The 18,392-nt window shown below is 68.0% G+C and carries 12 protein-coding genes; 6 read left to right on the top strand and 6 right to left on the bottom strand.

Going from position 1 to position 18,392, the window contains the following annotated elements:
• Window positions 1-40: 40 nt before the first annotated feature.
• A complete protein-coding gene (locus tag Q0105_RS12235) occupies window positions 41-670 on the top strand; it encodes a response regulator (RefSeq protein WP_298212129.1) in 630 nt (209 codons plus the stop codon).
• 12 nt (window positions 671-682) lie between these two features.
• On the opposite strand, the gene Q0105_RS12230 is transcribed toward Q0105_RS12235, so the two are convergent.
• A complete protein-coding gene (locus tag Q0105_RS12230; protein WP_298212127.1) occupies window positions 683-1,330 on the bottom strand; it encodes an OmpA family protein in 648 nt (215 codons plus the stop codon).
• 148 nt (window positions 1,331-1,478) lie between these two features.
• A complete protein-coding gene (locus tag Q0105_RS12225; RefSeq protein WP_298212125.1) occupies window positions 1,479-1,652 on the bottom strand; it encodes a hypothetical protein in 174 nt (57 codons plus the stop codon).
• On the opposite strand from Q0105_RS12225, the gene Q0105_RS12220 reads away from it, so the two are divergent.
• Together Q0105_RS12220 and Q0105_RS12215 are read left to right on the top strand one after the other, a co-directional pair.
• Window positions 1,585-2,811, top strand: coding sequence for an MltA domain-containing protein (locus tag Q0105_RS12220; RefSeq protein ID WP_298212123.1), 1,227 nt, complete (start codon window positions 1,585-1,587; stop codon window positions 2,809-2,811). The genes Q0105_RS12225 and Q0105_RS12220 overlap by 68 nt on opposite strands.
• Before the next feature lie 63 nt (window positions 2,812-2,874).
• On the top strand, window positions 2,875-4,809 hold the full coding sequence (locus Q0105_RS12215) for a DUF2868 domain-containing protein (RefSeq protein ID WP_298212121.1): 1,935 nt from the start codon (window positions 2,875-2,877) through the stop codon (window positions 4,807-4,809).
• A 55-nt stretch (window positions 4,810-4,864) separates the two neighbouring features.
• Here Q0105_RS12215 and Q0105_RS12210 read toward each other — a convergent pair whose 3' ends face one another.
• From Q0105_RS12210 to Q0105_RS12195, 4 genes are all read right to left on the bottom strand, one after another.
• Complete coding sequence (locus tag Q0105_RS12210; protein WP_298212120.1) at window positions 4,865-6,625, bottom strand: MFS transporter; 1,761 nt, start codon at window positions 6,623-6,625, stop codon at window positions 4,865-4,867.
• Between the two features lie 124 nt (window positions 6,626-6,749).
• Complete coding sequence (locus Q0105_RS12205; RefSeq protein WP_298212117.1) at window positions 6,750-8,225, bottom strand: DUF3999 domain-containing protein; 1,476 nt, start codon at window positions 8,223-8,225, stop codon at window positions 6,750-6,752.
• On the bottom strand, window positions 8,222-11,212 hold the full coding sequence (locus Q0105_RS12200; RefSeq protein ID WP_298212115.1) for a DUF2339 domain-containing protein: 2,991 nt from the start codon (window positions 11,210-11,212) through the stop codon (window positions 8,222-8,224). The genes Q0105_RS12205 and Q0105_RS12200 overlap by 4 nt, the downstream gene beginning before the upstream one ends.
• A 385-nt stretch (window positions 11,213-11,597) precedes the next feature.
• Window positions 11,598-12,083 (bottom strand): Lrp/AsnC family transcriptional regulator, encoded by a 486-nt coding sequence (locus tag Q0105_RS12195; RefSeq protein WP_298212113.1) that lies wholly within the window; start codon window positions 12,081-12,083, stop codon window positions 11,598-11,600.
• 186 nt (window positions 12,084-12,269) lie between these two features.
• Here Q0105_RS12195 and Q0105_RS12190 point away from each other — a divergent pair, with 186 nt between their 5' ends.
• The 3 genes from Q0105_RS12190 to secD all read left to right on the top strand — a co-directional run.
• A complete protein-coding gene (locus Q0105_RS12190) occupies window positions 12,270-15,845 on the top strand; it encodes an indolepyruvate ferredoxin oxidoreductase family protein (RefSeq protein WP_298212110.1) in 3,576 nt (1,191 codons plus the stop codon).
• A 300-nt stretch (window positions 15,846-16,145) separates the two neighbouring features.
• Window positions 16,146-16,481: a preprotein translocase subunit YajC gene (gene yajC, locus Q0105_RS12185; protein ID WP_298212108.1), complete on the top strand. Its 336-nt coding sequence runs from the start codon at window positions 16,146-16,148 to the stop codon at window positions 16,479-16,481.
• A gap of 134 nt (window positions 16,482-16,615) precedes the next feature.
• Window positions 16,616-18,392 (top strand): protein translocase subunit SecD (secD, locus tag Q0105_RS12180; RefSeq protein ID WP_298212106.1); only part of this gene is annotated, 1,777 nt, incomplete at its 3' end.

Here is an 18,392-nt window from a genome sequence, read left to right as displayed (position 1 = left end):
TATTTATATTTTTTGAATGCAGACTGGTATGAACTGACCTATGGAGCCCGTCACCAACGCCACCGTGTACATCGTGGACGACGACGCCAGCGTGCGCGAAGCCCTGGCGTGGCTGCTGCGCTCGCGCAGGCTGCCCAGCGAGTCGTTTGACAGCGCCGAGGCCTTCGACGCCATGCTGCAAAGCCGCCCGGCCCAGCGCCAGCCCTGTTGCCTGCTGCTGGACGTGCGCATGCCGGGCATGAGCGGGCTGGCGCTGTTCGACCTGCTGGCCGCGCGGGGCGACCTGGCCACCATGCCGGTGATCTTCCTCACCGGCCATGCCGACGTGCCCACGGCGGTGGACACCGTCAAGCGCGGCGCGTTCGATTTCTGCGAAAAACCGTTCTCCGACAACGCCCTGGTGGACCGCATCGAGCAGGCGCTGGCCCAGTCCACCGAGCGCCTCACGCAACTGCGCGAGCGCAGCGACCTGCAGGTGCGTCTGGGCGAGCTGACCGAGCGCGAGCGCGACGTGATGGATCTGGTTGTCGCCGGCCTGCCCAACAAGCTGATCGCCGACCAGCTCGACATCAGCGTGCGCACAGTGGAGGTGCACCGCTCGCGCGTGTTCGACAAGATGCAGGTCAAGTCTGCGGTGGAGCTGGCCAACCTGTTGCGAACAGGGCAATAGGCGATTTTTCTTTTAGCCCCGTGGGCGCTCGCCCACAAAGATCTCGACGCGGCGGTTGCGCGCACGGCCGTCTGCAGTGTCGTTTGTGGCGATGGGGTAGCGCGACCCCACGCCCTCCACCGCAATGCGGCGGCTGTCCACGCCGCGCATATTCAGGTAGCCGCGGGTGCTGGCTGCGCGGTCCACCGACAGCGGGTTGTTGATGGCATCGCTGCCCGTGCTGTCGGTGTGGCCCACGATGCGCACGTCGGTGTTCGGGTTGTTGCGCAGGCTGGCTGCGAACTGGTCGAGCACCGGCGCAAAGTTGGGCTGGATGTCCGAACGGCCTACGGCAAACGAGATGTCGCTGGGGACGTTGAGCATGAGCTGGTTGTCCGCCGTTTGCGTCACGGCGATACCGGTGCCCTGCGTGGCCTGCTCCATCTCGCGCTTTTGGCGCTCCATGTTCTGCGACCAGATGTAGGTGCCCAAGGCGCCCACGCCTGCCCCAACGACCGCGCCCGTGCCAGCGTTGCCCCCGGTGGCCGAGCCGATGACCGCGCCTGCCAAGGCGCCAACCCCGGCCCCGGTCGCGGTGCGGCGCTGGGTGTCGTCCATGCTGGCACAGCCAGTGGCCAGAACGATGACGGCGGTGGCGCCCAAAAGAATGTGTTTGCGCATGTGTGTGCTCCTTAATGGTTCAGTGGATCCGTGCACAGCGACGGACACAGCAGCCATGGTGGCCCGGAGCACGGCCCGCCGCCATCGGCAGGACCACACAATGCCTGTAGGACGGCACGCACAGGCGGGCGGGGGCGTGCCGTGCGGATCAGGAGGCCCCAGGGGGCGCTGAAGGCGGTGGGGGCGGTGCCGAGTCGTCGCCTTGCGCGGGCTCGTCTTTCACTTTCAGCTCCCCGCGCCGGCGGCCCGAGAACATGGTCCACCACACGATGGCCACCAGCACCACCAGCGCCAGCAGCGCTTCAAGCAAAATCAACCCCATGACATTGACACTCCTGCGCCCACTATTGACGGCGCTGATTGTAGGAACGCTGGCCGCCTGCTCCACCCCTCCCGCGCCAAGTCCCTCCACCCCTGGGGCTATACCGCCGCCCCTGCAGCCGCCCAGCGCCACCGTGCTGCCCGGCGACACCGGCCCCTTGCCGCCGCCGCTGTCGCAGCCCAAGAGCCGCTGGGTGCCCGTGCGCTGGGCCGAGCTGCCGGGCTTCAACAACGACGCGCTGCACGAAGCCTGGAACGCCTGGATCAAAAGCTGCGAGCGGCCCGCGCCGCCCTTCACCGCGCTGTGCGGCGAGGTGCGCCAGCTGAGCATCGCCACCGCCGACGAGCAGCGCGCCTGGCTCATCGCCCGCCTGCAGCCCTACCGCGTGGAAGCCACCGATGGCAATGCCGAAGGCCTGCTCACCGCCTATTACGAACCCATGATGGATGCCGCGCGCCAGCCCGGCAACGGCTTCACCGTGCCCATCTACCGGGTGCCCACCACCCTGGGTGCACGCAAGCCCTGGTACACACGCCAGCAGATCGACACGCTGCCCGAGGCCCAGGCCGCGTTGGCTGGCCGCGCCATTGCGTGGCTGCGCGACCCGGTCGAATCGCTGGTGCTGCACATCCAGGGCTCGGGCCGCCTGCGCATCACCGAGGCGGACGGCTCGGTGTCGGTGGTGCGGGTGGCCTACGCGGGCACCAATGACCAGCCCTACCAAAGCGTGGGCCGCTGGCTGCTGGACCAGGGCGCCACGCGTGATGCCACCTGGCCGGGCATCCGCACCTGGCTGGCCGCCAACCCGCAGCGCACCAACGAGCTGCTGTGGAGCAACCCGCGCTATGTGTTCTTTCGCGAAGAGCAGCTCAACGCGCTGGACGCTGGCTTTGGTCCCAAGGGCGCGCAGGGTGTGCCGCTCACGCCCGGCCGCTCCATCGCGGTGGACCGCCAGAGCATCCCCTACGGCACACCCGTGTGGCTGGCGTCCACGGGGCCGCAGGTGCAACTGCAGCGCATGGTGCTGGCACAGGACACCGGCAGCGCCATCCTGGGCGCGGTGCGTGCGGACTACTTCACCGGCTGGGGGCCAGAGGCGGGCGACGTCGCCGGGCGGCTCAAGCAGGGCCTGCGCCTGTGGGCGTTGTGGCCAAAATAGGCATTAAAAATGGCTCTGGCGCTTATTCATCAAGCGCTAAATGCTATTAAAACAGGAGCATTCATGCGTGTGACCGAACCCCAGCTGCGCACCGTGCTGATCGCCCAGGCGGTCGAGCATGCGGACGCCGGGCGCACGCTGGTCAGCCAGACCGAGCGCGACGAGGCCACGCGCAGCGCCGTGGCCGCCGCCCGCCACCGTGGCGTGCAGCGCGTGGACGTGGGCGACGTGGTGCTGGAGCGGGCCGAGACCATCGCCCAGCGCGCTGGCGGCAGGGATACCACCGTGGCCGCGCTGCGCCAGCCTGCCGCGCGCTGGCGCTGGCTGGCGCGCGGCCTGCCCGTGGTGGCCCTGCTGGCGGGGTTGGCCATTGACCGCATCGCCAACGCGCACCGGGTGGATTTGCTCTCGCCGCCGCTTTTGATCGTGCTGGCCTGGAACCTGGCCGCGTACATGCTGATCGCCTGGCACGCATGGCGCCCGGTGGGGCAGGGCACATGGCTGCTGCCAGCGCTGCACCACTTGGGCCGCTTTGGCAGCGGGCGCGGGCTGGCCGCGCGCGTCGCGGCGGATTTTTATGCCCGCTGGCTCGCGCAAACGGCCCACCTGCAGCAGCAGCGTGCGGTGCGCGTTCTGCACCTGTGCGCGGCGGCCTGGGGTGCGGGCATCGCGCTGTCGCTGCTGCTGCGCGGGCTGGTCGTGCGCTACCAGTTTGGCTGGGAGAGCACCTTTCTCGACGCCGGGCAGGTGCATGCCATCGTTACCGTTTTGTTCTGGTCGCTCTCGGCGCTGCTGGGCCTGGCGCCGTTCTCGCTGCAAGAGATCGCGGCCACGCAGAACTTTGCGGGCGAGGGCCTGGCCGGGGGGCGCTGGGTGTGGATGTACGTGGGCCTGCTCACGCTGGCCGTGGTGCTGCCCCGGCTGGCACTGGCCGCCTGGGCGCGCTGGCGCGAGGCCCAGTGGCAGGGCGCCATCGACCTGGCGGACCCGGCCTTTGATGCGCTGCGCGCCAGCCTGCCGGGCGACCTCATGGTCGGCCTGCACGGCCCCCAGGCGCAGGCGCTGCAGGGCGGCGCCGTGCAGACCACGCAGGGCGATCGCCTGCAGTTCGCGCAGGCCGGCCAGCCGGTGGATGCCGTGCTGAATTGGGGCAGCGACACACCGCCGCCACCCGCCTGGCTCCATGCCCCCGTGCTGGCGCTGCGCTGGGCGGATTTTGGCGAAAGCTGGGTGCTGGAGCCCGCTCTGTTCGACCGGCTGGAGGCCGCGCTGCCCGCGCACCAACACGCGCTGGAGCGGCTGCGCGCAGCCTGGGTGGAGCGCAATGAGCAATGTTTCGACCAATCCGTGCACGCGCTGGCGCAGCACTTGTTGACCTGCGCAGCGCTGGGCCCCGGCGACGACGCCGCCCACCAGTATGCGCAGCAAGTGCAGGCGCTCGACGCCACACTGCGTGCCCTGCACGGCCAGCCGCCTGCGCCTCCCTTACCCCAGTTGCCCCCGGCGGCCCAGCCCATGGCGCTGCCAGCAACGCCCCGCCGTGTCGATGGCACGGCCTTGGCCCTGGGCACGTCGGCAGGGGCCGCTGCGGGCGCAGCAGCGGGCGCCAAGGCCGGGGCGCTGATCGATCTGGGCACGGGCGGCCTCACCCTGGGCGCGGGCACGGCCCTGGGGGCCTTGCTGGGCGGTACCACGGCCTGGGTGGTGCGCTCTTTCCAGAAGAAGGACGAGGGGCGGCAAGACCAGCAGCTCCATGCCGCCGAAGCGGCCTGCACACACTACCTCGTCATCGCCCACCAGCAGCGCGTGCCGCCCGGCGAAGCGGCAGAGCTGGCCGCGCGCTGGCGCGCCGAAGTCACGGGCACGGTAGCCGCCCACGGGGCGGAGCTGGCCGCCGCACTCAAGCCCCCCGCCGACGCCGCGCGGCTGCAGCCGCTGCTGCGCACCATGCTGCTGGGCATTCTGCAGCGCAGCTTTGTGCGGCCGTCGGAATCTTGATGAAAAGTGGCCCTTGCGCTTGATGATTAAGCGCTAGTAGCTATATTTTTGATAGCTATCGCTCTACCAAAAGCCGGGTCACCACGGGCGGTGTGTCGCGCGTGTGGAAGGCGAGTTTGCGCTCGCGCAGCGCCACGTCGTGGGCGGTGACGCGGTCAAACCGGCGCAGGTGCTCCGTCCACGACTCGTCCTCGATCTGCTCCACGTAGCGTGCCGGGTCGGCGATGTCGTGCTGCAGTTGCCATGAGAGCGCGCCCTGGCGCAGGCGGCTGCGGCGGCTCTCCTGCATCACGGCGCGGAATTCGGTGGCGCGGGCAGGGTCGATGAAGTATTCGATGGTGACCACCACATGGCCTGGGGCGGGTGGCACCTCGGCCACTGGCGCCTTGAAGGCGCGCGAGGGGCTCAGGTCTTCTTCCATGCTGCGGTCGGCCACCAGGCGCTGCACCAGCAGCATGGCCAGCACACCGGTGATGGCGGCGATCCCCAGGCTGACGTGCACGTCGGTCAGTGTGGCCACCTGGCCCCACACGGCGGCGCCCAAGGCCGTGGCGCCCATGATGGCCATTTGATAAATCGACATGCCGCGCGCCCGCACCCAGTTGGGCAGCGCGAGCTGGGCCGACACGCTGAGCGAATTGGCCGTGGTGATCCATGCCATGCCGCCAATCACCATGGCGGGCACGGCCACGTAGACATTGGGCGCCACGGCCATCACGCCCGTGGCGGCGGCCTGCAGCACGGTGCCGCGTATCACCAGCACATCGCGCGCCATGGCCTGGCGCAGCCGGGGCAAAAACATGGCGGCCACGATGGCGCCCGCGCCCATGCTGGCCAGTAGCAGCGTGAAGGTGCCTGCATCACCGCCGTCGAGACCCTTGGCCAGCAGCGGCAGCAGCGCCAGCAACGCAGTGGCGTGCAAGAAGAACACGGCAATGCGCCACAGCACGGCCCGCATGCGCGGTGATTGCCGCACGAACTGCAGGCCCACGCGCATGGCGCTGGTCAGCTTTTCGCGGCCCAGCGGGTTGGGTACGTGGGTGCGTTTCCAGCGCATGATGACCAGGCCCGAGAGCACCGACAGCACGGCGTTGAGCACAAACACCCAGGCGCTGCCCGCGCTGGCGATGATGGCGCCCGCCAGCAGCGGGCCAATGATGCGCGAGGCGTTCATGGCCACGCCGTTGAGCGCCAGCGCAGCGGGCAGTTGCGGACGGCTGACCAGCTCGGGCACGATGGCGGCGAACACCGGCCAGCGCATGGCCAGGCCAATGCCGTTGGCAAAGGTGAGCGCCAGCAGCAGCGGCGCCGTCATGCCACCGGCCAGGATGAATGCGCACAGCACCAGCGCCACGGCGGCCACCCAGAACTGCGTGGCGATGAAGTAGCGGCGCCGGTCCAGGATGTCGGCCAGCGCGCCGCTGGGCAGGCCCAGCAAAAAAACGGGCAGGGTGGAGGCCGACTGCACCAGCGCCACCAGGATGGGCGAGGTGGTGAGCGTGGTCATGAGCCAGGCGGCCGCCACGTCGTTCATCCACATGCAGGTGTTGGCAGCCACCCAGGTGAGCCAGAGCATGCGGAACACGGGCACCGACAGCGGCGCCAGCGGCGAGAGCGAGGCCGTCTGGTTCAACGCTGCGCTGTCCCCCAACTGGGCGGCAACGGACTCTTCGGTGCCACGAGCCAGATCCGCACGCGCGGCACGGTCTGCGGCCGCATCGCTCTGCGGCGGGGCGCCCGGGCTCAGGTCCGGGACATCAGGGGAGGGCGGGGGCGCAACGCTGCGCGTGCTTTCGTGGGACGGCAATGGCGGCATGTCTGCGCATTGTGCGACGGTTGGCGCGGCCGTGGTGGCTCAGCACCAAATAGCCCACTGCGGACCTGCGCCAAACAGGCCCTCACCACCGGCCCCGCGCCTTTTCACGCCTCTGCACACCTCTTCACGCCGCATCGGTCGGCGCAGCCGGGGCCTGGGTGCCCGCCTGCCGGGTCTGCCGCAGCAGCAGCCAGGCCATGAGCGCAAGTGCCGCGACGCCCGCGAGCAGCACGCCCCACAGCACGGCGCTGCGCGTGGAGATGCCGCCGCTGGCGGTCGCAGCAGGCACCAGCGCGCCGTCTGCGGGCTGGCCGCCGGTGATGTCGGCCCGGGCCACATCGGCCAGCGCCACGGGTAGCTGGTTCTCCTGCACGGGCTGGTAGCCCGGCACCAGGCTGGCCAAGGGCAGGAAGGCGCTGGCGGCCGCGCTGGCGCCGGGCAGCCCCGCCGCCAGCGTGAAGGGCCCTTGCCCGCTGGCCAGGAACACCAGCTGCGTGGGCTCAAACTGCAGCGCCAGAGCAGGTGCGGCGGCGAAGCCGGGGGTCTTGGAGTCGGCTTCGATCTTGATCTCGCGCACCGAGGCGCCGCCCAGCTCCACGGGGCCGCTGGCTTGTTCCTTACCTCCCATGGTCATCCTGTAGACCACCGCGCTCGCCAGTGGCGACCAGGGCTGCTCGCGGTGGCTGCGGCCCAGCACGCGCACCGGAATCAGCACATTGCTGCCGGGCGGGGTGATGGCAAGCGCCGCAACCGGCGTGGCAAACGGCAGCGCAAACACCAGCTCGCGCGGGTTGGCCAGGGCGGGCGTGGCCAGGCTGGCGCTGACGCGATCGCGCGGGCCCGTGCTGCGCGTGGTGGCCAGCGTGGCGCCGCGCAGGGTCACGGCAGCGTCGCCCCAGGTCACGCGCAGGTAGTGGCCCTTGAGGTCGGCGCGCTGCAGGTCGATCTGCTCGTTGCCCAGGCGGCCTGGTGCCGTGGGCGCCGCCGCCGCGTCGGCGCGGTAGAGCACGGTCTCGGCCAGCGGCTGCCAATGTTTGAGGTCCTTGCTGGCCTGCACCCGGAACGTCACGGGCTGGCCCGCAGGCAGATCGGCGTCCACGGCCATGCGGGCCACGGGCAGCTGCACATTGCGTGCGTCGAGCAGCGCACCGCGCACGGCTTGTGTGGCAGTAGCACCTGCTGTGGCGACCGTGTCGATCTGCACCACACGCTGGCCCTGGCGCTCCTCGATGCGCAGCGACAGCCCCTCCAGCCCGGCCGCGCCCTTGCTGGCCGCGCCCAGGATGGGATAGGCGGGCAGGGTCACCGATTCCTCGGGCGCGCTGGTCGCCGCCACACCCGCCAGCGCCATGGGCACAGGCTGGCCCGCGCCGTTGAAGAGGCGCACATCGGCATAGCCCGGGCTTTGCAGGCGCACCAGCACCTGGGCGGGCAACGTCACACGCTGCAGCGGCGCATCGGCCGCGAGCGTGACGGGAATGCGGATGGCGTAGGCCGCAGGGCTGCTGGCATCGGCGGCCGCCTGGGCCACACCGGCGCACAGGCAAAGGGAGGCAGTGGCCAGCACCAGGGGCAGGTTCAGGGCGGCAGGCTTCTTCATGGCAGTGTTTCTGGTTGCGATGGCGCCAGCGGTGGCGCGGCAGGCTCCGCAGGGGCGGCCGCCTTGGGTGGCGACTTGGGAGGTAAAGGCGCAAAGTAGCCCACCACCAGCATGAGCACGCCCACGGCGATGAAGGCAATGATGCGTTCGGCACCCCCCGCGTTGGACAGATCGATCAGCAGCAGCTTGACCACCACCACGCCCAGCAGGCCCGCGCCCACCAGCCACAGCGGCCGCTGCACGCGGCGGTGTGCCAGCACCATCATGCCGAGCGCCAGCAGCGTCCACAGGATGGCGTAGCCGGTCTGCACCACAAAACTGTTGAACAGAGCCAACGCATCCCAGCGCACGCCAAAGAAGTGGTGCGCCACCCGCAGCCACACGGTGTTGATCACGATGAACGCGAGCAGCGCCAAGGCCACCAGCGCATGGCGCCCGGTGACCCCGCCCGAGCGGGCCGGGGGCGGCAGCGCGGCGAGCAGCACCCGCCGCCAGAACACCAGGCCGCCCAGCGCAAGCGCCAGGGTCAGGTCGGTGGGGTTGAGCAGCGGGATGTAGGGCAGCGGCGCCGTGTGGCCCGACGAATGCACGGCCGACAGCAGTGCGCCCCCGAACACCAGCGCCGCCAAAGGCAGGGCCGCCAGCCAGTAGTAGGCCTCGGCATGCGGGTTCAGCGGCCAGGGCAGCGCCGCGCGTGCCGCAGGCCGGTTGCCACGGCCCGCCCACAGCGCCAGCAGCATCAGCACCGCAATCGCGCTGACCAGCAGGACCACACCCGCCCACGAGGTGCGCCACAGCTCGGCCTTGCCGATGCCGGACCACAGGCAGTCGGCCAGCAGCAAGGTCACCAGCCAGGCCGTGGCGGCGTGGAACCAGCCGAAGCGCGACGCGCTTTGGGCGGACGGGCCCTCAGCTTCCGCCGCCTGCAAACGGTCGGTCTGCCACAGCATCCAGCCGTGCAGCGCCAGCACGATGGGCCACACGGCCCAGGCGGGGGTGGTCAGCACGCGGTGGCCATCCACCACCTGCGCCACCCACCCCAGCGCCAGCACGCCGATGGTGGCGCGCGCAGGCCAGGTGGCCACGGCCCAGCGCGTGCGCAGGCCGAGCACCATCGACAGGGCCGCACTGAGCACCACGGCCAGTATGCCCAGCAGTTCGGCAACGCGGCCGGAGAACACCGGCACGGGCCACTGGCCCTGCTCCAGGCCGGGCACGCGCCGCGTGATCTCCAGCCACCAGGCCAGGCACCAGAAGACAAAGCCGTAGAGGTAGGCCGGACTGGGCAGCAGCACCTCCACCCGGGCATAGCCCTGGGCCCAGGCCGAGCCGCTGTGTGGTTGGGGCTGGCGCAGCCACCATGCCAGCAGCAAGGCCGGCAGCGCAATCAGCATCGCGCCCAGGAAGGCCGGGTTGGCCAGCGGCAGGGGCGAGACCTGCAGGCCACCGCCGTCCACGCCACCCATGAACGCCAGCATGGCCACGACCTGCAGCACCAGGCCAAAGGCACGCGGCATCCAGCGCGCCTGGCGCATGCCCACCCAGAAGGCGCCCGCGCCTTCGAGCGCCCACACCGCCGAGGTCCACTGCGCGTCCAGCGCCAGCGGCACGGCCAGCGTGGCAAAGCCCACGCCGATGGCGATGAAACATTCGGTGAGCAGGCGCCAGCTGGCTTGCGCGCGGCGCAGCAGCACAGTCGCGGCCAGCAGGTAGACCGCCGCAAAGGCCAGCGCCGAGAAGGCCGCACCCAGCTCAAACGGCTGCACCAGCCCGGCCTGCAGCCCAAAGCCCACCAGCGGCGTGCCGAAGACCAGCATGCTGTCCACCGTCTTGCCCAGCTTCGTCGGCGTGTTGCGCGCATAGAGGATGGCGGTGACGAGGTAGATCAGCACAAAGCCCGCCAGGAAGGGCTGCGTGCTGGCGTAGTGATCGGGCACATATTTGAGCGCCCCCCAGGCCGTGGCCACACCAAAGGTGGCCACAAACCCCACCACGTTGAGCACGCGCCAGGAGCGCTTGTAGGCGATGAACAAAATCGCCAGGTTGAGCAGCGTGTAGTAGCTGAACAGGCCCACGTGGCTGCCCTGGCCGGTGGACAGCAGGATGGGCGCCGCAAAGCCGCCGGCAAACGCGGCCACCGCGAGCGCGCGCGAGTCCTGCAGCAGCGCCAGCGCGCAGCTGGCCGCGCAGACCACGATCATCAGCCCGAAGGCCCAGAGCGGCGGTAGCAGCCCGTAGAGCCGGAAGGCGGCGAACACCGTGAGGTACATCACCGCCACGCCGCCGCCCTGCAGGGCCAGCGCAAAGCCGGGCTTTTCGGTGCGCTTGCGAAACCCCACCCCCAGCAGCGCAATGCCCACCGCCGCAACCGCCACCAGGCGGAACTCGACCGGCAGCAGCCCGGCCGACGCCGCGTAGCGCGCGAGGAAGGACAGGCCGATGAACAGAATCACCAAGCCCACACGCACGATGGTGTTGCCGCCCAGAAACCAGTTCTTGGCCGCGAGCACGGCCAGCTCGACGGGGTTGGGTTGGGCGGGCTGGGCTGTTGTCTTGCGGGGCTCGGCGGGTGCGGCAGGCGCGTCCGTGCGGGCGGCCACCGGGGCCGACGCCGGGGCCAACGAAGGGACGCGCGGCAGGCCTTGGGGCGTGAGTTCGCCGGTCCAAAAAGCGTCGTCCGCATCCCGGGGATCGTCGCTGGTGGTGGGTGGTGGAGGGGGTGCGTGTGGCACGGGCCCTTGCGGCACGGGCGCCGCCGCCACAGGCCGGTCTTCGGCAACCGGCGCTGCCTGCGGTGCCCGCGTGGGCTGGGCAGTGGCCTTGGTAGCGTGCGCCTGCAGCTCGGTGCGGATGGCCGAGCGGATCGCCCAGCGCAGCGACAGCCCGGCGAAAAAGCCCAGAATGCCGCCCACAAACGGCCCGAAGTCGCCGTAGCCGCCGAACCACGAGCCCAGCACAGCGCCCCAGAAAATGCCCCAGATGATCATGCCGCCCTCGCCCTCTTTTTGGGCTCCGGTCGGCAGGCCCTGGGGCTGTGCGTGAAAGGAACCGTCGTATTGGTAGACCCACCGGCAACCGCTCGCGCAGCCACCTTGCGAATCAACACCCCGGTCAGGGACACGAGGTGCAGGGCCTTGCAGGCGGGTGGCGGAGAGGGTGCGTGCGGCAGCTTGGCAGCCCCGCTGTGGTTCCGCAGGCTTATACAGCATACCCCGCGCAGGAACCACGCCCTAACGCCTTGTTACCTTGCAGGGCGCCCAGCCACATCGTGCCCCTCGCCCCGGGGCGGGGGCTTGTGCTGCACGGATTTGAAGCCAAAACAGGCCTCTCCGCGCGTCCATCAATCCTTAGTGGCTATGAATTTTATAGCTATCATCCTTTGACCCGTACCAGGTGTGTGAGTGGCAGGGCGCTGCTGGCCTTGACCTCGCCGAGTGAGAAGCTGGTGTGCATGTCTTTCACGTTGGGCAGGTTGAGCAGCACGTCGCGCGCAAACAGCGAAAAGCTGTCCAGGTCGCGCGCCACCACCTGCAGCTCGAAGGTGCCGGTGCCGCTGATGTAGTGGCAGGCGATCACTTCGGGGATCTTGCGGATGGCCTCTTCCATGGTGCGCGTGAGGTCGCCCGTGCTGCGGTCGGCATCCAGCCGCACAAACGCCAGCACCCCGAGGCCGATCTTGTGCCGGTCGATCTCGGCGCGGTAACCCTTGATGAAACCCTCTTCCTCCAGCGCACGCACGCGGCGCCAGCAGGGTGCGGCCGACAGCCCCACGCGCTGGGCCAGCTCGGCGTTGGTCAGGCGAGCGTCGGTCTGCAGCTCGTTGAGGATGGCGATGTCGAATTTGTCGAGAGTGTTCAAGATGATGGCTAAAAAAGAAAGATCCTTTCTCAGAATAGCCTAAACACGGCACAGAACGCAAAGACATATCAGCGCCAGAGACATACACTTCTCCTCACATTGGAGCCACCGCCCTAAACGGGCGGCATGGCCCTGCCCCACCCGCGCCCACAAGGCACGCAACACAAAGCCATTGGAGACATAGCCATGAACGCCCCTCTGCCCGAATCCATCCGCAAGGCCTTAGAGACTGTCACGCTCGACGACAAATACGCTTTGGATCACGGCCGGGCCTTCATGAGCGGCGTGCAGGCCCTGGTGCGCCTGCCCATGCTGCAGCGCCAGCGCGATGCCTCGGCGGGCCTGAACACCGCCGGTTTCATCAGCGGCTACCGCGGCTCCCCCCTGGGCACGTATGACCAGGCCCTGTGGGCGGCCAAAAAGCACCTGGCGGCCAACAACATCGTTTTTCAGCCCGGCGTGAACGAAGAACTGGGCGCCACCGCCGTGTGGGGCACGCAGCAGCTGGACCTGTATCCGCAATCGAAGAAGTTCGACGGCGTGTTCGGCATCTGGTACGGCAAGGGCCCTGGCGTGGATCGCTGCTCTGACGTGTTCAAGCACGCCAACATGGCAGGCACCGCCCAGCATGGCGGCGTGATCGCCATCGCGGGCGACGACCACATCAGCAAGAGCAGCACGGCCGCGCACCAGAGCGACCACATTTTCAAGGCCTGCGGCCTGCCGGTGTTTTTCCCCAGCAGCGTGCAGGACATCCTGGACATGGGGCTGCACGCGTTTGCCATGAGCCGCTTCTCGGGCGTGTGGTCGGGCATGAAGACCATCCAGGAGGTGGTGGAGTCGTCCAGCAGCATCAGCGTGGACCCCGACCGCGTGAAGATCGTGATGCCCGAGGATTTCGTGATGCCGCCCGGCGGCCTGCACATCCGCTGGCCCGACGCGCCGCTGGAGCAGGAAGCGCGCCTGATGGACTACAAGTGGTACGCGGCCCTGGCTTACATCCGCGCTAACAAGCTCAACTACAACGTCATCGAAGGCAACAACGACCGCTTCGGCATCATCGCCAGCGGCAAGGCCTACAACGACACGCGCCAGGCCCTGGTGGATCTGGGCCTGGATGACGACACCTGCCGCCAACTGGGCATCCGCGTGCACAAGGTCAACGTGGTGTGGCCGCTCGAAGCCACCATCACCCGCGACTTTGCCGAGGGCCTGCAGGAGATCCTGGTGGTGGAGGAAAAGCGCCAGGTCATCGAATACCAACTGAAAGAAGAGCTCTACAACTGGCGCGCCGACGTGCGCCCCAACGTGCTGGGCAAGTTCGACGAACCCGAGGGCGATGCGACGGGCGGCGAATGGAGCATGCCCAACCCCAGCCAGAACTGGCTGCTGCGCGCCAAGGCCGATCTCACGCCCGCCATCATCGCCAAGGCCATCGCCAAGCGCCTGAAGAAGCTGGGCGTGCCCAGCGACATCATCGCCCGCATGGACGCACGTATCACCGTCATCGAGGCCAGCGAGCGGGGCATGGCCGAGCTGAAGGTGGACACGGGCGAGCGCGCCCCCTGGTTTTGCAGCGGCTGCCCGCACAACACCAGCACCCGCGTGCCCGAGGGCTCGCGCGCCGTGGCGGGCATCGGCTGCCACTACATGGCCAACTGGATGCCCGACCGCAAAACCAGCACCTTCACGCAGATGGGCGGCGAGGGCGTGACCTGGGTGGGCCAGGCGCCGTTCACCACCGATCAGCACGTGTTTGCCAACCTGGGCGACGGCACCTACTTCCACAGTGGGTTGCTGGCCATTCGGCAGGCGATTGCTGCCGGGACCAACATCACCTACAAGGTGTTGTACAACGACGCGGTGGCCATGACCGGCGGCCAGACCGTGGGCGAACGCCCCGAGGGGCACTCGGTGCTGCAGATCATGAACAGCCTGAAGTCCGAAGGCGTGGTCAAGCTGATCATCGTGACCGATGAGCCGCAGAAGTACGACGGTGTGGCGCTGGCCGAAGGCGTGACGGTGCACCACCGCGACGAGCTCGACACGCTGCAGCGCCAGTTTCGCGAGATCAAAGGCTGCACGGTCATCATCTACGACCAGACCTGCGCCACCGAAAAGCGCCGCCGCCGCAAGCGCGGCACCCTGGCCACGCCCGACAAGACCGTGGTCATCAACGAGCTGGTGTGCGAGGGCTGCGGCGACTGCTCCACCAAATCCAACTGCCTCTCCGTGGAGCCGGTGGAGACCGAATTCGGCCGCAAGCGCCGCATCAACCAAAGCACCTGCAACAAGGACTATTCGTGCGTGAACGGCTTCTGCCCGAGCTTTGTGACGGTGGAGGGCGGCAAGCTCAAGAAGCCCAAGAAGGAAAAAAAGGGTGACCTGTCGGCGCTGCCCGCCATCCCCGAACCCGTGTTGCCCGTGGCCGAAGCCGCCTGGGGCATCGTGGTCGGCGGCGTGGGCGGCACGGGCGTGATCACCATCGGCTCGCTGCTGGGCATGGCCGCGCACCTGGACGGCAAGGGCGTTATCACGCAAGACGCAGGCGGCCTGGCCCAAAAGGGCGGCGCCACCTGGAGCCACATCCAGATCGCCAACCGCCCCGAAGCCATCTACACCACCAAGGTCGATACCGCCAAGGCCGACCTGGTGATCGGCTGCGATTCCATCGTCGCCGCCCACAAGTACACGCTGGCCGTGATGCAGCCGGGCCGCACCTTCGTGGCGCTCAACACGCACAGCACGCCCACGGCGGCCTTTGTGACCAACCCCGACTGGCAGTTCCCCGGCGCCAATTGCGACAGCGCGATTGCGGCGGCCGTGGGCGCGGGCGGTGTGGGCAGCTTTGACGCCGAGCAGGTGGCCACCCAGATGCTGGGCGACAGCATCTACACCAACCCGCTGATGCTGGGCTACGCCTGGCAAAAGGGCCGTGTGCCCTTGACCTACGCGTCGCTGATGCGCGCCATGGAGCTCAACGGCGTGCAGGTGGACAACAACAAGGCCGCGTTCGAATGGGGCCGCCGCTGCGCGCACGATCTGGCGTCGGTGCAGGCACTGTTTGCCGCCGCGCAGGTGATCCAGTTCGTCAAGAAGCCCTCGCTGACCGAAATGGTGGGCAAGCGTGTGGAGTTCCTCACCGGTTACCAGAACGCCGCCTATGCAGCCGACTACCAGGCCTTTGTCGAGAAGGTGAAAACCGCTGAAGCCAAGCTGGGCACCAGCACCAAGTTGTCCGAGGCCGTGGCCCGTTACCTGTTCAAGCTCATGGCCTATAAGGACGAGTACGAAGTGGCGCGCCTGCACACCGACAAGGCCTTCACCGACAAGATCGCGGGCATGTTCGAGGGCGACTACAAGCTGGTGCACCACCTCGCGCCACCCATGACCGCCAAGAAGAATGACAAGGGTGAGCTCGTCAAGCAGCCGTTCGGCCCCTGGATGCGCAGCGCCTTTGGCCTGCTGGCCAAGATGAAAGGCCTGCGCGGCACAGCGCTCGATGTGTTCGGCAAGACCGAGGAGCGCCGCATGGAGCGCGCGCTGATCGTGGAATACCGCACATCCATCGACGAACTGCTGGCCCGCCTGAATGCCGACAACCTGGCCCTGGCGGTGGAGATCGCCCGCATCCCCGAAGAGATCCGGGGCTACGGCCATGTGAAGGAACGGCACCTGAAAACGGCACGCCCCAAGTGGGACAGCCTGATGGCCCAGTGGCGCACCGGCAAGGCGGCGCCCGACCAGCGCCAGGCGGCCTGAAGTTCGGCGCAGCGCCTGTATCCTGATACAAAAGCCCGCACTTGTGCGGGCTTTTGCTATTAAAATAGGAGCTATTGACGCTTGTTTATCAGGCGCTGGGGCCTGTTTTTGTTGATATCCCGTTCCCTGTCTTCATGGGTGTTGTACGCCCCGGCAAACACCCGCTGTGGGCCTGGGTCTTAGCCCTTGGGCGGCAGGCGGGGTGCCGCATACAATGTCCTGTTCCGCCTTGGTGGGCGCTTTGGCGCTGGCCGTTGGCGGCTTTTGTGTGTTTTGACCATCCGTTGTGGAGTCCAGTCCGTGTTTATTTCTTCCGCTTTTGCCCAAACCGCACCCGCAGCCGCCACTGGTGGTGGCGACATCATGTCTTCGCTGACCGGCATGCTGCCCCTGGTGCTAATGTTTGTGGTGCTGTACTTCGTCATGATCCGCCCTCAGATGAAGCGTCAGAAAGAACACCGCGCCATGATCGAAGCCATCGCCAAGGGCGATGAAGTGGCCACCGCTGGCGGCATCGTCGGCAAGGTCACGCGCCTGTCCGAAGGCTTTTTGCACATCGAGATCGCCAATGGCGTCGAGGTGCAAATGCAGCGCAGCGCCGTGGTTCAGGTGCTGCCCAAGGGTTCGGTCAAGTAATTAATGAACATCCCCCGCAGGCGCTGCGCGCTTTTCACCGTCTTTAGCGCTGCGCGCAAAGACGGTGACGCCGCCAGCGCGGCGGGACGGCCCCTGCGCGGCGTTGGCTGGCAGGGCGTGGAAAAGGCGTAAACATGAACCGTTATCCGGTCTGGAAGTACGCGATCCTGGTGATCGTGATGCTCGTGGGGGTTTTGTACACCCTGCCCAATTTCTTTGGCGAAGCCCCCGCCGTGCAGGTGTCGTCGGCCAAGGCCACCATCAAGGTGGACGCCGCCGTGCAGCAGCGGGTGGAAGAAGCCCTCAAGGCAGCCGGCGTCAAGCCCGACTTCGTTGCACTGGAAGGCAACTCGGTGCGCGCGCGCTTTGACACGCCCGACACCCAGCTCAAGGCCAAGGACGCCATCCAGAAGGCGCTGGTGCCCGATGCGAACGACGCTTCGTACATCGTGGCGCTGAACCTCGTGTCGCGCTCGCCGCTGTGGCTCAAGGCCCTGCACGCCAACCCCATGTACCTGGGCCTGGATCTGCGCGGCGGCGTGCATTTCATGCTGCAGGTGGACATGCAGGCGGCCCTGACCAAGAAGGCCGAGTCGTATGCGGGCGACATCCGCACCGCGCTGCGCGACAAAAGCATCCGCCATGGCGGCATCAGCCGCGAAGGCCAGAACATCGACATCAAGGTGCGCGACGAAGCCACCATGACGGCGGCCCGCAACCTGATCGCGGACCAGTTCACCGACCTGCAACTGACCAGCACGCCCGAAGGCACCGAGTTCAAGCTGCGCGCCTCCATCAAACCCGAGGCCACGCGCCGCGTGCAGGAGCAGGCCCTCAAGCAGAACATTGTCACGCTGCACAACCGGATCAACGAGCTGGGCGTGGCCGAGCCCGTGATCCAGCAGCAGGGCCTGGACCGCATCGTGGTGCAACTGCCCGGCGTGCAGGACACCGCCAAGGCCAAGGACATCCTGGGCCGCACCGCCACGCTGGAAGTGCGCCTGGTGGACGAAGGCACCGAGGCGCGTGCGGCCGAAACCGGCCGGGGCCCGGTGCCGTTTGGCTCCGAGCGTTATCTGGAGCGCAGCGGCCAGCCCGTCATCGTGAAAAAGCAGGTCATCCTGACCGGCGAGAACCTCACCGACGCCCAGCCCGGTTTTGACGGCCAGACGCAAGAGCCCACCGTGAACCTCACGCTGGACGCCAAGGGTTCGCGCATCTTCAAGGACATCACGCGCGAGAACATCGGCAAGCGCATGGCCATCGTGCTCTTTGAAAAGGGCAAGGGCGAGGTGGTTACGGCCCCCGTGATTCGTTCAGAAATCGGCGGCGGCCGCGTGCAGATCTCGGGTCGCATGACCACGGCCGAGGCCAACGACACCGCGCTGCTGCTGCGCGCGGGCTCGCTGGCCGCGCCGATGGAAATCATTGAGGAATACACCATTGGCCCCAGCCTGGGCGCCGACAACATCGAGCGCGGCGTCCACAGCGTGGTGTGGGGCATGGTGGCCATTGCGGTCTTCATGTGCATCTACTACGCGCTGTTCGGCGTGTTCTCCACCGTCTCGCTGGCCGTGAATGTGCTCTTGCTGATGGCCATTTTGTCGATGCTGCAGGCCACGCTGACGCTGCCCGGCATCGCGGCCATGGCGCTCGCTCTCGGGGTGGCCATCGACTCCAACGTGCTGATCAACGAGCGCATCCGCGAGGAACTGCGCGAAGGTGTCTCGCCGCAGGTCGCCATCCACACCGGTTACGAGCGTGCATGGGCCACGATTTTGGACTCGAACGTGACGACGCTGATTGCGGGCCTGGCGCTGCTGGCCTTCGGCTCCGGCCCGGTGCGCGGCTTTGCCGTGGTGCACTGCATCGGCATCCTGACCAGCATGTTCTCGGCCGTGTTCTTCTCGC

Origin of the sequence: Acidovorax sp., assembly GCF_027492855.1 — a bacterium.
GTDB lineage: Bacteria > Pseudomonadota > Gammaproteobacteria > Burkholderiales > Burkholderiaceae_C > Acidovorax.
The sequence above is the reverse complement of the archived record's forward strand: the minus strand, read 5'-3'. Positions and strand labels throughout refer to the sequence as shown.

What these genes read in the sequence shown, in the direction of transcription:
- Q0105_RS12235 (WP_298212129.1), top strand. Translation starts at nt 41, where the DNA reads ATGGAGCCCGTCACCAACGCCACCGTGTACATCGTGGACGACGACGCC.
- Q0105_RS12230 (WP_298212127.1), bottom strand. Translation starts at nt 1,330, where the DNA reads ATGCGCAAACACATTCTTTTGGGCGCCACCGCCGTCATCGTTCTGGCC.
- Q0105_RS12220 (WP_298212123.1), top strand. Translation starts at nt 1,585, where the DNA reads ATGGTCCACCACACGATGGCCACCAGCACCACCAGCGCCAGCAGCGCT.
- Q0105_RS12225 (WP_298212125.1), bottom strand. Translation starts at nt 1,652, where the DNA reads ATGGGGTTGATTTTGCTTGAAGCGCTGCTGGCGCTGGTGGTGCTGGTG.
- Q0105_RS12215 (WP_298212121.1), top strand. Translation starts at nt 2,875, where the DNA reads ATGCGTGTGACCGAACCCCAGCTGCGCACCGTGCTGATCGCCCAGGCG.
- Q0105_RS12210 (WP_298212120.1), bottom strand. Translation starts at nt 6,625, where the DNA reads ATGCCGCCATTGCCGTCCCACGAAAGCACGCGCAGCGTTGCGCCCCCG.
- Q0105_RS12205 (WP_298212117.1), bottom strand. Translation starts at nt 8,225, where the DNA reads ATGAAGAAGCCTGCCGCCCTGAACCTGCCCCTGGTGCTGGCCACTGCC.
- Q0105_RS12200 (WP_298212115.1), bottom strand. Translation starts at nt 11,212, where the DNA reads ATGATCATCTGGGGCATTTTCTGGGGCGCTGTGCTGGGCTCGTGGTTC.
- Q0105_RS12190 (WP_298212110.1), top strand. Translation starts at nt 12,270, where the DNA reads ATGAACGCCCCTCTGCCCGAATCCATCCGCAAGGCCTTAGAGACTGTC.